We start from the raw sequence: 14,016 nt of genomic DNA, 5'->3' as shown, positions 1-14,016 counted from the left end.
TCTCGTCGTAGCGGTCTTGACTAAACATGAGACGCGCGTCATCATCAGGAAACTAAACATGAGACGCTTCTCATTGTCAAGGAGGACGAGCGCCATCCGATGAGCGCGCGGGCCGACGCTGCGGGAGTTCCACGCAAGCGTGACCAGGGCCGGGTGTTGCATGTGTACGACAACGACTGTGTGACCGAAGGAGCTTGCACACCGATGACCGACACTTCGAATCCGCGCTGCCCCGAGTCTTTGCCGAAGGTGCCGGCCTATTGACCGCCGGCGGCAGCTCGAGACGAGCTCGCACCGCCGACAGCCGCACCTACATTCTCCCTCCTGCAAGGAGTCCTCACCAGCACCGGCCGTAGATCCGCACGCTCCTGCGTGCTCGCTCGGAGGCGTTCGTTTTCACGGAGCCGCGGCCGGTTCGAAAGGAACAGCATGACCCACGTAAACCTGCCCAGGTACCGAAGGATTGCTCTGCCTAAAGGGATTCTGCTGATCGTGCTCGTATCCGCGCTCATCCTTTCGGCATGCGCGGATCCGTCGGCCGACACGAAAGGTGGCGCGGGTGCAGCCGTGCCGGCCGGGGCGTCGAAGCAGGACTACATTCAGGCATTTCAGGACATCGATCCCATCACGATGAGCATGCAGACGCTCTCGCCGAAAGGTGCGCTGAACAGCAGGCCGGTCGAGGAATACGCAAAAATAATCGACGAGTGGTCCGGCGGAAAGATCAAGGCCGAGATCTCGTACTCCTCCTCCATCGCGTCACTTGCCAAGTCCGGCGAAGCGCTCGCCGACGGTCGACTCGACTTCGCTCGTCATGCCCCGCTCTACCAGCCGGATGAGTATCCGGAGACGAACAAGCTCGTCGACCTGACCTTCGTCGGCAAGCACACGCCGCTGGTCGGGCGGCTGCAACGGTTCGGCTCGTTCATCCAGACGTCCGTGCAGAGCAAGGAGGTCGTCGGTGAGCTGGAGGAGGCGGGACTGAAGCCGGTATTCCCGCTGTGGCCGATTTCCCCAATGGTGATGCTGGCCTGTGGTGAGAAGGCCCCGACGACGCAGCAGGACATGAACGGGCTTGTTGCGAGGGCCAGCGGACGGATTCACGCGAAACAGCTGGATGCTATGGGGATCACGGCAGCCGATCTGGACATGTCCGAGATCTACCAGGGTCTGCAGCGCGGCGTGATCGACTGCGGTGAGATGTCGATGAGCACGCTCAAGCTCATCGGTGCACTCGAGATCGCGAACCAGGTTTCGTACAGCCCCGAGACCGGTTTCGCAGATGTTCCTGGTGCGTTCAGCTTCGGACAGAACTTCTGGGAGGACCTACCGCTGCCCGCGCGACAACTGCTCTGGGACAAGCTGGACGTCTTGGTGGAAGCGGGCCTGAACTCTTCCTTGCAGTACGAGGTCGAAGCGTTGAAGGAAGTCTCGGCCAGCGGCGGCCAGGTGAAGAAATGGTCCCCGGAAGTGGTCGAAACCCTGCAAAAGTTCAACGACGGCGTGCTCGAAGCCGGCCGAGCTGAAAGGCCGGAACTGGTGAGGAACCTGCTGGACAATACGGAGTCATGGAAGAAGGCCGTTACCGGCGAATTGGGTTACCACGACGCCGGCGACTTCGCCGACTTCGCCGAGTGGTACCCGAAGCAGGACATCGACCTCGAGCCGATGGTGTCGTACTTCATGGATAACGTCATGAAGCCAGACCGTCCTTCCTGATCGCGAATTCCCGTAACCTCCACGGTCCGGCACGCCGGCCTCGGCGTGCCGGCGAGAACTCGACTGGATGCAGATATGGACCGAACTCGACTGTGGTCGACACTCGAGAAGGGGTTGGCGGCCGTGCTGCAGGCGCTGGGCGGCACCGCGCTGCTTCTACTGATGCTGCACTCGGTGGCGAACTCATTGTCCCGGAAGTGGTTCGACTTCCCGCTCGCGGGAACGACCGAGTACGCCGGTATGTGGTACCTCGCGGGCATTGCGTTCGCCGGATGTGTTGTCGCCCAACGGGGACGGGAGCACATCGAGGTTCGGCTGCTCTTCGACCGACTTCCGAGAACCCATCAGAAGGACCTCACCATCTTCGCCTACCTTCTCTCGGTCGGGGTGCTCGCGGTACTCACCTGGAGCACGCTCACCGAGGCGATGCACAATCTCGACATCGGTTTGACCGCGGGTGTGACCGGAGTCGTCGTGTGGCCGGTGACGTTCCTCCCGCCCTTCGCCTTCGCGGTGCTATCCCTTTACGCGCTCTCCGGTCTGCTCAGGACCGCGACAACACGCGGGATACCGGTCGAAGCCACGGAAGCCGATGAGCCGAGTCCGCCGAAGAGCGGTCACTGACCCCTCTCAACCGACAGCGCACGGCGGTTCCCGTGCGCACGGCAGATCGTCGTTGACGATGACGAGGATGTGAAGCTGGTGCAAGAACAAACGCCAGGAGCCGCGCCGGCACTGGACAAGAAGGTCCCGATCGGTGAATCGACGAACCGCGCCGACGACATCCGGCACGGAGGTGCCGGCCCCGGCGGTCCGTCCGTCGTGCGGGTCGCGACGCGCTTGCTTCCCTATTTGATCATCGCGCTGTGCGTCTGGCTGATGTTCAGCGGGCGCTTGATCAGTGAAGGTGTCGGTGGCACGGCCTTCGTCCTGATGTTGACCTTGATCCTGATCAAGGTCCCGGTCGCCATCTCGATGATCGCTGCCGCGGGGCTCGGCATGTGGGCTATCGAGGGACGCGAGGCCGCGTGGAGCGTACTGACGAAGGTGCCGTACGAGTCGGTGGCCCAATGGAGCTTCACGGTACTGCCGATGTACATCTTGATGGGCCTGCTGCTCTGGAAGTCCGGCGTCACCGAGCGGCTGTACAACGCGGGGAGAACCTGGCTGAACTGGTTGCCCGGCGGTCTGGCGATCGGAACGAACGTCGCGGGCACCGGTATGGCCTCGATCAGCGGTTCAACGATCGGGTCCACGTACGCGCTCGGTCGCATCGGCATTCCCGAGATGCTGAAGGCCGGCTACGACCGCAGGCTGGCGGTCGGCTCGGTCCTGGTCGCGGGTCTTCCCGGTCACCTCATCCCGCCGAGCATCATGATGGTGATCTACGCCGGGATCGCCGAGACCCCGGTGGGTCCGCAGCTGCTCTCCGGCATCGTGCCCGGGATCGTCGTCTCGGTCATGTACTCGTTGATGATCGTGCTGTTGAGCATCGGAAGATCGTCCAAGTCAGGACGCTCCGCGGCCGCCGCCACGGAAACGCGGGTCTCGTGGAGCCAGCGGTTCGCGAGCTTGAAGGCGGTATGGCTCGTACCGTTCCTGATCCTCGTCGTGATCGGCGGCCTGTACACCGGACTGTTCACCGCGACCGAGTCGGGCGCCGTGGGCGCACTGCTGGCCCTCGTGGCGATGTTCTGGATCAAGCGCGGCGACAGACCCGCTTCAGCCGCACGCGAGGCGATATCCGGAACCTTGCAGAGCGCGGGAATCATCTTCTTTCTGATCATCGGTGCGTACGTCCTCTCGGACATGCTGTCGATCACCGGCATCGGCGCGGCGTTCACCGACTGGGTCTCAGGGCTCGAGCTCGGCAGGGTCGAGTTCCTTTTGGTCATGCTCGTCGCGTATCTGGTCATGGGCACGGTGATGGACCCGCTCTCGATGATGGTGCTGACCATTCCACTGCTGATACCGACGTTGGAGGCGTTGGACATCTCGCTGCTGTGGTATGGCGTTTTCGCCGTCTTCATGGGCGAGCTGGCCATTATCACCCCGCCGGTCGGCTTGCTGCTCTACATCGTGGAAAACATCGGCAGGGAAAAGGAGGTGAACCTGGGCCATTCGATCTCGTTGAAGGACTGCATGGTCGCTCAGCTGTGGTTCCTGCCGGTGACCCTCGTCGTCGCCCTGATCTTCATCTTCTTCCCGGAGATCGCAACGTTCTTGCCGGAGGGAATGTCGCCATGAGCGCCCCAGTGGCAGAGTCTTGACTAAACATGAGAAGCGCGTCAGTATTGACACCGGACATGAGACGCGCGTCAGGTTGACGATGTGGTCGACCCCGAACCGGCCTGCGAGGCACTCTCACGACCTCGATAGCAGACATCCGGGAGATCGCACCGTCGCTTCAGGCAAGGGAGATCGCATCGATGGCCACTGTCCAGACCGTCACCGGATCTGTTGATGAGGCGAATCTCGGCCGGGTGCTCATGCACGAGCACGTGTTCGTGCTGAACCACGAGTACGCGGTGAACTACCCGGATACATGGGACGACGAGGTGCGGGTCGCGGACGCCGTCGACAAGCTCACCGCGCTGAAGCGATGTGGGGTCGACACGATCGTCGACCTCACCGTGCTCGGACTGGGAAGGGACATTCGCAGAGTGTGCGAGGTCGCGGAAAGGTCCCCGGTTTCGATCGTCGCCGCCACCGGTTTCTACACGTTCACGGAGCTGCCGAGTTACCTGCGGCTACGCGGTCCGGGGCGCATGGTCGGCGGCGAGGAGCCGATGACCGGTATGTTCGTCAAAGACATCACCGAGGGTATCGCGGGGACAGGTGTCAAGGCCGGAATCCTGAAGTGTGCCACCGACGTTCCCGGCGTCACGCCGGATGTGGAAAGGGTTCTCCGGTCGGTGGCTCGCGCCCACATCGAGACCGGAGTCCCGATCTCGACCCACACCGACGTATCCACGCAAAGAGGCCTGGATCAGCAGAAGATCTTCGCCGAGGAAGGTGTCGATCCAGGATCCGTCGTCATCGGTCACAGTGGCGATTCGGACGATCTCGACTATCTGTTGCGGTTGCTCGACAATGGATCCTATCTCGGGATGGACCGATTTGGTCTCGACAATCGATTATCCTTCGAAAATCGGGTGAGAACGGTAGCGGAACTGGCACAGCGCGGTTACGCGAGCCGGATGGTGCTCTCCCACGATGCCTCCTGCCACAGTCACAATTTCCCCGACGACTTCCGCGCCAGGAACATGCCGAACTGGCGGTTCACCCATATCACCGAGGATGTCATCCCGGCGCTGCTCGAAGCTGGTGTCACGCAGAGTGACATCGAAACGATGCTGGTGGACAACCCGCGCAAGATACTCGCCGGCCAGGACACGGAGGCGCTCCGATGACGGTCGCACCCGAGTATGTTCAGTCGGACAGCACGCCACTGAATGTTTCGGCCGACGACGCGGAAGCCTCTCAGGACACTCTCGACGAGGTGACGGGAGTGTTGGCGGCGGGAAAAGCCGTGGTTCTCGTGGACGACCTCGGCCAGGAGTCGGAATGCCATCTACTCTTCGCGGCGCGGTATGCCACGCCAGGGTTGGTTTCCACCATGGTCCGACACACGTCGGGCTTCATCCAAGTCTCGCTGCCGTGTAGTGATGCCGACCGGTTGGCACTCGATCCCATGCCGGCCGGTCGGAACGCGGCCGGCATGTCGACCTATGGCGTAGCCTTCGATGCCGCCGAAGTGCCGGGAACGGGTATCTCGGCGACGGATCGCGCGCATACCATCGCGTTGGTCGCCGATCCGCATACAGCTCCGGAGCGATTGACCCGGCCGGGGCATGTGATGACCTACCGAGCGCACGAAGCCGGACTTCTCGGTGCGGCGACGATCGGTGAGGCGGCGACGGACCTGGTCGGAATCGCCGAAGCCGGTTTCGCGGCGGCGCACGCGTGTCTCGTCTCCACTCTTGACCCGACACGTTCCGCGAAGAAGCAGGAGATCGTGGAATGGGCCGGGTCGATGGCGCTGCCTGTGGTGACTGTGTCTTCGGTGCTGCGTCGTCGGTTGTGTTCCGGCCTGTGGGGCCTTCCCGGTGCCCACCGGTTCGACATCGACATGTACGGCAGGACCTTTCGCGCGGTGCGGTGGAGCGCCGGTGAGGTCGAGACTACCGCGCTGACGCTCGGCGACCCGAAGCACCTGTGGCCTCCCGAGGTCCACCAGGAATGCGTACACAGTCTTTTCGACCCGAACGGCTGCGATTGCCGGACTCGTCTTGTTGAGGCGCTGCGTACGATCGCCGGCCGAGGTAACGGCACTCTGCTTTATCGGCGAAGGTCCACATCGCCTGGATCGCCCCTCGGGTGACCCCGCGAGTGCCCGTGCCGCCGGTTACCCCTAAGGAGAAGGAAGACACCGTGAACAACGTCAATGTCGAACAGGAAGGGCGGGTAGCCGAGGTGGTGTTGAACCGCCCGGACAAACTCAACGCCTTCAACCACGACCTCTTCGAGCAGTATGAGCGGGTGCTGGGGCAACTCGGTGCCGACCCGGCCGTCTCGGTGATCATCGTTCGCGGCGAAGGCCGGGCGTTCAGCGTCGGCTGGGACGTCGGTAAACCTGCGTCGGCTCAGAACGGCTACAGCCACCGAAGCGCCCACGAGGACTGGGTGCGGCTTCGCTGGCACATCCGGGTTTTCTCGGCTGTCTTCGACGTGCCGAAACCTGTCGTCGCGGCGGTGCACGGCCACTGCGCGGGTGGTGCGACCCTGATTCCGGCCTGTGCTGACCTCGCGGTCGTCGGCGATGAAACCAAGATCGCCTGGCCGGTGCTGCCGATCGGCGGAGGCATGCTGGGACCCACCGCGATGTACCAGATCGGTCCGAAGAAGGCGAAGGAACTCTCCTACACCGCCGGTAGCCACATGACGGGTGCGGAGGCGGCCGCGCGCGGCTGGGCCAACTACTCGGTTTCCGACGATGAGGTGCTCACCAAGGCGAAGGCAGTCGCCGGCGAAGTCGCGAAGACCCCGTTGGACATGCTGGAGATCAAGAAGCGGGCCGCGAACGATGTGCTGATCCGGCAAGGTTTCCGGGAGACGCTGGACGCGTGTGCCGGTTGGGACGCGCTCATCCACACCTCGGAAGGAAACCGGCACATGGTCGACAAACTGGCCGAGCTGGGCATCGCCGAGGCTCGTGCCTGGTACGCCGATGGCGGCTCCTTGACGAGCTGATCCGCATGTGCGCCCGAACCACCTGAATACGAAGGAGAGCCTCGCCGTGCCCAGATCCACCGTCGCCGTTGTCGGTGCGTCCCCTCGGAACTTCTGGACCAACTGCGCGATCCACAACCTGCGCACCCTCGACCCGAACCTTGAGCTCGTGCCCGTCACCCCGAATCATGAGACCGTGGATGGTCTGTCGGCTGTTCCGAGCGTCAGCGATCTACCCGCCAGGCCCCGCGCGGCGGTCGTCGCCATCCGCAGGGAGGCGAGCGTCGAGGCCGTCCGGGAGCTCACCGCTGCCGGTACCAGCGACATCGTGCTGGTCTCCGATGGCTTCGTCGAACGAGGGGACGATGTCGGGCGGAGGCTGCAGGAGGAACTGGTCGACATCGTCTCCGGGACCGCGACTCGACTCTGGGGCCCGAACTGCGTCGGTTTCGCCGACTTCGCCGAAGGACTGTGCGCGATCGCCGAGCCTGCCTGGTTGTCAGCCCGGTCGGGGCCGGTCTCGATCGTCTCGCAAAGCGGGGCGTTGCTCTCGGCTCTGATCGCCGGCGCGGCCGAGGAGAACCTCGGAGTGGACATGTGCGTCTCCACCGGCAACGGAGCCGTGCTCGGCGTGGCCGAGGCCCTCGACCTCGCCGTGCGCAGGAGCACCACCCGGGTGGTTTGCGTTTACCTCGAAGGAATCTCCAGGCAGCAACTGCCCGCGTTCGTCGAGGTGTTTCGGACCGCCCGCCAACTCGGCAAGCGGATAGTCGTTCTCAAGTCCGGAGTGTCCGAGAGGGGACAGCGTGCCGTGCTCTCGCACACGGCGAGCATCTCGGGGACCGACTCGGTGCTTTCCGAGCTGCTGCGCGAGCACGAGGTGTTGCGCGCCGAGGGCATCGACGAGCTGATGCGATTGGCGACGTTGAGCTTGCTCGGCGCGACGCCGGGGCGTCCGAAGGCGGTGTCGATTCTCGGTGGTTCCGGTGGCGCCGCCGCGTTGTGTAGCGACCTCGCCGATCGTTACGGCGTCAACCTCACCGTCTTCGCGGAGCAGACGACGAGCAGGATTCGTGAACTGGCCGGTCCGGGGTCGTTCGTGGACAACCCGCTCGACGTCATAGGGGTCAAGCGAAGGGAAGGCGACGAGAGCATCAACAGCATCGTGTTCGGCGATCCGAACACGGGCCTCGTGCTGATGCCCTGGAGCGTCCAGTTTCCCTCGGAGTCGCCGGAACAGTCGGTGCACACCTGGAATTGGAACGATCTCGCGCGGCTCTCGGCCGAACACGGCGCACCACTGGTCATCACTTCGATGGCGCCGGTACCGGTCACCGATTGGGTGCACGACTACCGGCAACGGCATCCGCAGGTGGGTGTCGTGCAGAACCTCCGGCTCACCTTTTCCGCCTTGGCCAAGATCTTTCCTGCGGGTACACAGGTGGGCGAGCGCGCATCGGCGACCGCCGAGGCCAGCGCGCGAGTGTTGAGCGAGGCCGACTCGAGGGAGATCGTTGCTTCGGCCGGCGTCCCGATCGCCCGGGGTGTCCGGGTCGGTCACGGCGAGGACCCTACCGAGGCCGCGGCCGGACTACGGCCGCCCTTCGCGGTCAAGGTCGTCGCATCGGTCAGCCACAAGGCCAGGATCGGTGGTGTCGTGCTCGGTGTCTGCCAGACCGGCGACCTTGCGGAGACCACGAAGCGGATCGAGACGAACGTGGTCGCGGCGGGGCTCGCGACCAGTGACATCGAAGGCTATCTGGTCGAGGAGATGGTGTTCGGCACCGAGATCTTGGTGGGGCTGAACACGGATCCGGTGCTCGGCAAGTACGTCGTCGTAGGACTCGGAGGTACCGCGACCGAACTCGCCAATCGATCCACCACACGGCGATTGCCGCTGCGTCCGGGTGAGGCCGAACGACTGCTCGCCGCGGTCGGGGTCGACGGCCACGAAACAGCAGTGAGCACCCTCGCCGGACTGTGCGAGTCCTTCGCGAACGGCGCACTGGCCGGCTACGAGACGGTCGAGATCAATCCGTTGATCGTCACCCCCGCCGAATGCTTCGCGGCCGACGCGGTTGTGACCGAGGCGGAACCTGAGTGAGCTGCTGACGATTGCGCGACGGTCGATCCCGGCACCCGTCCGGTGTGCCTGAACGGCGGGTGGTTCGGCGGGGAGTCAGGTGAAACCCTCAATGTGCTCGATCCTTCCCCTCGAGGAACCGGCGCTGCGTCCAGTTCGGACGCTACGACGGACAGCTCCGGGGTGGAGTACGACTACCGGGGTGGAGGCGGGGAAATGGTGGATCGGCCGCCGTCGACGGTGATTACTTGTCCTGTGACGTAGCTCGATTCCGGCGAGGCGAGGAAGTCGGCTACCGCGCCGACCTCCTCGGGCCGGCCCATCCTGCCCAACGGGATGGTTCCCTCGACCCGGCTCCTCGCCTCGTCGTCGCTCCAGGCGTTGTCGTTGATCGCGGTACGGATGAATCCCGGATTGATCGCGTTGACCGTTACACCGTGCGGCGCGAGTTCTGCGGCGAGTTCGCGGGTGAGCGCTACCACACCTCCCTTCGACGCGGTATAGGCGGGATAGGCGTAGCCTTGCTCAGCAGCGCCCGAGCCAATGTTGATCACACGCTTGGCGCGGTCCGCGGTGTCCCGGGTCAGGTATGGCAGCGCGGCGCGCACCACCCGGAAAGTTCCGGTGAGATTGATGTCCAACACGGCCGCCCAGATCTCCGATGTCGTCTCCGCGATGTCGGAGCGGGCCAGCACGCCTGCCGCGTTCACGACGACGTCGAGATGGTTGCGCCAGGAGCCGAACCGTCGCAGCGCGGCCTCGATACGCGCTTCTTCTCGCAGGTCGCATTCGATCTCGAACACATCGCCGACACCACCGGAACAGCGTCGGCGGGTCACGGAAAGTCCTTCGCCGTCCCGGTCGAGGATAGCCACGTCCATGCCCGTCGCGGCGAGTCGCACGGCGATATCGGCGCCGATACCGGACGCGGCGCCGGTCACCATCGCTACTCGTTGACTCGTGTTGGCCATGATGGTGACCTCCAGGATATTAGATATGCGCGGGATCGATCCACAGTGGACCTAGCATTGACTCAAACATGAGACGTGCGTCATTGTCAACGACGGCACCCGACCCGAATGACTCGGGGCCAAAAGAGTCCAGATAGGACGGTGGTGGAGCATGTACTTGGTCGAGGATCTTCTCGCACGGGCGGAGATCACCGATGTGTTGTGCCGGTACGCGCACGCGATTGATCGCGGCAACCGGGAGCTGGCGCGCACGTGTTACCACCCGGACGCCACGGACGATCATGGACGCTTCAGCGGCACTGTCGACGAGCTCTTCGAGTTCTTCCGCTCCTACGGTGCAAGCTTGAAAAGCACCTATCATTTCCTCGGCGTACCCACGATCGTGCGCGAAGGGACAAGGGCCGAGGTCGAGACCTACTGCCTGTATCGAAAGCAGCCGATCGACGGTGCGGCGACGTTTCAGGGGCTCCGGTACGTCGACGTCTTCGAGCAGCGCAATGGTCGATGGCTCGTGGCCAGTCGTACGGTCGTGCTCGACTGGGAACATGCCGCCCCGCCCGATCCAGCGGTGCCCAGTCCGGACAGCTGGCGGCGCGGTGCTCGCGGCGACGCGGACCCGGCGGCTGCGGTGACGAGGGCACTCGCCGACGTGGTCGGCGACAGACGCGCGGAGAGCGGCTAGGTGTATGAGGCCGTGAGGTTGGTGACGCCGGTGTGGAGTCGGGATGCTGGTGGTTGGTTTCCGGCGGCGGTGTGTGGTCGGTGGACGCGCCAGCCTCTCCCGTCCGGGATCTGACCGGTCTTCTTCACATCCACATGCATTATGTGTCCGGGCCAGCGGGCGGTGATCCGCCGCGGTTGCCGGTTGCTGGCTCCGGTGGGGTCGATGAAGCGGCGTCGGTTCAGACCGGGCTCCAGCAGCCGGCGGCCGACGGTGCGGACCGAGATCGTGATGCCCTCGGCGGCCAGTTCGGTGGCGATCCTGCGGGCGGAGTACTTCCGTTGCCGGCGGAGCTGCTCGATCCGGGCCACCACCTCGGCCGTAGTGGCGGTGGGCTGATCGTGCGGGGCGTTCGGGCGGTCGAGCAGCCCCGCATTGCCGAAGCAGCGGTGACGGTTGACCACTTACTCGCGCATTGGCGGGAGATGCCCATCTCGGCGGCAGTATGGGCGATCGGGCGAGTCTGGCAACGCGCGACGAGCTCGGCTCGCAAGCGAGATCGGTTCCGTCCGCCAACAGTAGCGGCTGTCGACCCGTACGTTGGGCGTCTGAGCACAGTCGTCGCAGGCGAGACGGACGGCGTTTCAGCCGTGCCTTCCTGCCGCTGGTTCAGGCAATGGTTGCACCGCGTCCCCTCGGGTTCATGTAGGTGTTTCGGGGAGTCCGGCACGCATCGCACCTGCTACCCAGAGATGAGAAGACTGCCGTATCGACCACGTTGGCATGCTGACCAGCGATTTCAGTGCTGCGGTTCTCGCACCACGGGCCATTGAATCCGCTGTCGCCACCAGTTCGCACTACGACTCGCACCACGCTGGTATCTCCACTGATAGGTACCGGTGGCGTGTTCTCTGATCTCGGATCAGCGCATCGGTTCGAGGGCGGCAGCTGCGGCGCCTCGCCATATTGGACCGGACGAACTCTACACCACGAGGCCGGCCCTGAGCGGCCTTGCTGGAGACCTCGGCCGGCGGAGGGAGACTGAAGGCATGCGGGTTCCGGGCGCGAGCGCCACGGTGGCACTGGCGCCAGCCTCGGCGCACGTGAGCAGGTAGCCGAACACGGTGACGCCGCAAGGCGTCCGGTCGAAGCTCCGGACTCCGAGAGTCCCTGATGTTGAATGTGGCGTGAGCACGGGGCGGGCTTGTCCGAGGATCGTGGACACGACCCGCAGACGTGGCGTAGTCCCGCGGATAGGACCGTGGAGCCTTTCCGTGCGTGTTGATTGTCCGAAAAGGATGGTAACCGGTTCGCAGAGAGCTTCGGGCCCCTTCTCGGAGCTCCCGGGAAGAGGCCGGTTGTGCGTGCACGGGGACGCGGGTGCCGCTGGAGCTGTCCGGTGCGCCAGGTAGCCCATCGCGAGAGCGATGAGCTCAGGCGAGCGAAAAAGAAGGAATGTTCGTCTTGACTTGAGCTGCACGAGGGAGGAGGGTGGGCTAGGTCGGGCTGTTCGGGAAGGGCTCGGCATTGACACCGACTCGATGTGGAGGTGTGTCAACCCATGAAGTTCGGACTGATGACGGACGTCTCAGCCGGGAGTCGTGCGGGAGCCAAGGGCTTTGCGTCGGCGCAGAACTTGCAAACCTTCGGCGACTACATCTGCGAAGCTGAGGCGCTGGGGTTCAACAGTGTCTTCCTGGTCGAGCACCACTTCACTGGCAACGGACAAGTGTCCTCGTCACTGTCGGTGCTGGCCTATCTCGCCGGGAGGACCTCGACGATTCGGCTCGGCACCTCGGTGGTCGTGCTGCCTTGGCACAATCCTGTCCTGCTCGCCGAGCAGATCGCCACGATTGACCAGCTCTCGGGTGGTCGATTCGACTTCGGCGTCGGTAAGGGCTACCGCCCCCACGAGTTCGCCGGGTTCAGAATCTCGCCGGATGAGGCTGCGGCTCGTTATGAGGAGATTCTCGCGTTCTGCAAACAGGCCTGGTCGACCCGGGAACGGTTCGACCACCGGGGGGAGTTTTGGGAGTTCGACGACATCGTCATCGACCCGGCGCCCTCCCAGACCCCACGCCCACCGATCTGGGTCGGTGCCACCAGTGAGGCATCGACCGTGAAGGCCGGCCGGAACGGGCACCGGCTGCTGCTGGATCAGATCGCCGCCCCCGATCTGATCGGTACGCGAATCGCGCAGTACAGCGAGGCCGCGGCCGAGGCGGGGAACGTGGTACCTCCGCAGAGCGTGGCGGTGAACCGGGCCCTGCGCCTGGTTGACAACGACGAGGATCTCCGCCGCGCACATGCCGATCGGGCCCGTCAGCTCGACGCGCTCGGCGCGCAGACCGGGACCAGGTGGGCCTCGTTCACCGAGCGGGGGAACCTGCCCACTGGCACAGCCGAGGAGGCTGTGGCCGACGAGGCCGCCTTGATCGGCTACCCGGAGGACGTCGTCAAGAGGCTGAAGGTGCTGGAGGATCTGGGCGTCGACTACGTCCTACTCGCCGACTTCAGCGCGGAGCCCGACTCGCTACGTACTTTTGCCGAACAGGTCATGCCGCACTTGGGAGATGACTGATGGGCGAGGGTTTCGTGGAAACCGAGTACGGCCGCGTCCACTACGTCGATCACGGCGCCGGGCCGACGTTGCTGCTTGCGCATTCCGGCGGCACGTCGCTGCACGAATTCGACGACAACGTCGAGCGGCTGGCCGGCAACCGTAGGGTGATTGTCTGGGACCTGATCGGGCACGGCGATTCCGCTCCTCACACCCGACACCTGAGCGTGCACGACCACGCGCGCGCAGCCATCGCCTTGCTCGACCAGCTCGGTGTGCAGCGGACGAGCGTCGCCGGTTGCTCTATCGGCGGTACGCTGGCCGTCGAGCTGGGAGCGAGCTTCTCGGAGCGTGTTGATAAGGCGATCATCATCGACACCCAGTTGCGTCCGCAGCAGTGGTGGGCCGATAACTGGGACTGGATAGAGAGCATGTTCGCCGAACTCGTCCAGCCGTTCGATACCGTCGCTCCCCGGTTTCGCGAGCTCACGCCCGAGTTGTTTCACCGATGGAACGTCGACCGGCAGAAGGCAGGCGTGCATTCCATGGTCGACATCCTGTGGGCGGTGCGGGACTACGATCTGGTAGAGGCGATGTCGCGGTTGGCGGTCCCGGCCATGGCGGTGCTCGGCGCGGACGGACCGTCCATCGACTGCCTCGAGGAGTTCCGCCGGCTGCTGCCCGGTGGCCGTGTCGAGGTGCTGCCAGGATGCGGCCATTTCCCGATGATCGACGACCCACGAACGTTCGAGGCGCTCCTCACCGGGTTCCTCGAGGAGGTGTGAGCACG

The 14,016-nt window shown here is 64.4% G+C and carries 11 protein-coding genes and 1 pseudogene; 10 read left to right on the top strand and 2 right to left on the bottom strand.

Going from position 1 to position 14,016, the window contains the following annotated elements; genetic code table 11:
• The first annotated feature begins 429 nt into the window (after positions 1-429).
• From LY41_RS20490 to LY41_RS20460, 7 genes are all read left to right on the top strand, one after another.
• Positions 430-1,719, top strand: coding sequence for a TRAP transporter substrate-binding protein (locus tag LY41_RS20490; RefSeq protein ID WP_253865810.1), 1,290 nt, complete (start codon positions 430-432; stop codon positions 1,717-1,719).
• Between the two features lie 75 nt (positions 1,720-1,794).
• Entirely contained in the window at positions 1,795-2,343 is a 549-nt protein-coding gene (locus LY41_RS20485) for a TRAP transporter small permease (RefSeq protein WP_253865809.1), read from the top strand.
• A gap of 69 nt (positions 2,344-2,412) precedes the next feature.
• Positions 2,413-3,966: a TRAP transporter large permease gene (locus LY41_RS20480; RefSeq protein WP_253865808.1), complete on the top strand. Its 1,554-nt coding sequence runs from the start codon at positions 2,413-2,415 to the stop codon at positions 3,964-3,966.
• A gap of 182 nt (positions 3,967-4,148) precedes the next feature.
• Positions 4,149-5,132: a phosphotriesterase family protein gene (locus tag LY41_RS20475; RefSeq protein WP_253865807.1), complete on the top strand. Its 984-nt coding sequence runs from the start codon at positions 4,149-4,151 to the stop codon at positions 5,130-5,132.
• Entirely contained in the window at positions 5,129-6,103 is a 975-nt protein-coding gene (locus LY41_RS20470; protein WP_253865806.1) for a 3,4-dihydroxy-2-butanone-4-phosphate synthase, read from the top strand. The genes LY41_RS20475 and LY41_RS20470 overlap by 4 nt, the downstream gene beginning before the upstream one ends.
• 50 nt (positions 6,104-6,153) lie before the next feature.
• On the top strand, positions 6,154-6,972 hold the full coding sequence (locus LY41_RS20465) for an enoyl-CoA hydratase/isomerase family protein (RefSeq protein WP_253865805.1): 819 nt from the start codon (positions 6,154-6,156) through the stop codon (positions 6,970-6,972).
• 46 nt (positions 6,973-7,018) lie between these two features.
• Positions 7,019-9,055, top strand: a complete 2,037-nt coding sequence (locus LY41_RS20460; protein WP_253865804.1) for an acetate--CoA ligase family protein — start codon at positions 7,019-7,021, stop codon at positions 9,053-9,055.
• 173 nt (positions 9,056-9,228) lie between these two features.
• Here the strand turns inward: LY41_RS20460 and LY41_RS20455 are convergent, their stop codons facing one another.
• On the bottom strand, positions 9,229-10,005 hold the full coding sequence (locus tag LY41_RS20455) for an SDR family NAD(P)-dependent oxidoreductase (protein ID WP_253865803.1): 777 nt from the start codon (positions 10,003-10,005) through the stop codon (positions 9,229-9,231).
• Between the two features lie 151 nt (positions 10,006-10,156).
• Between LY41_RS20455 and LY41_RS20450 the strand changes: the two genes are divergently transcribed.
• Positions 10,157-10,687: a nuclear transport factor 2 family protein gene (locus tag LY41_RS20450; protein WP_253865802.1), complete on the top strand. Its 531-nt coding sequence runs from the start codon at positions 10,157-10,159 to the stop codon at positions 10,685-10,687.
• Positions 10,688-10,767: 80 nt separating this feature from the next.
• Here LY41_RS20450 and LY41_RS20445 read toward each other — a convergent pair.
• Positions 10,768-11,219: pseudogene (locus tag LY41_RS20445) on the bottom strand (helix-turn-helix domain-containing protein); the annotation flags it as partial.
• 1,008 nt (positions 11,220-12,227) lie between these two features.
• Here LY41_RS20445 and LY41_RS20440 point away from each other — a divergent pair.
• A complete protein-coding gene (locus LY41_RS20440; protein WP_253865801.1) occupies positions 12,228-13,247 on the top strand; it encodes an LLM class flavin-dependent oxidoreductase in 1,020 nt (339 codons plus the stop codon).
• A complete protein-coding gene (locus LY41_RS20435) occupies positions 13,247-14,011 on the top strand; it encodes an alpha/beta fold hydrolase (protein ID WP_253865800.1) in 765 nt (254 codons plus the stop codon). Before LY41_RS20440 ends, LY41_RS20435 begins: the two co-directional genes overlap by 1 nt.
• Positions 14,012-14,016 lie beyond the last annotated feature (5 nt).

It is taken from the genome of Prauserella halophila (assembly GCF_024171895.1).
Lineage (GTDB): Bacteria > Actinomycetota > Actinomycetes > Mycobacteriales > Pseudonocardiaceae > Prauserella > Prauserella halophila.
This window is presented reverse-complemented; position numbering and strand designations above follow the sequence as displayed.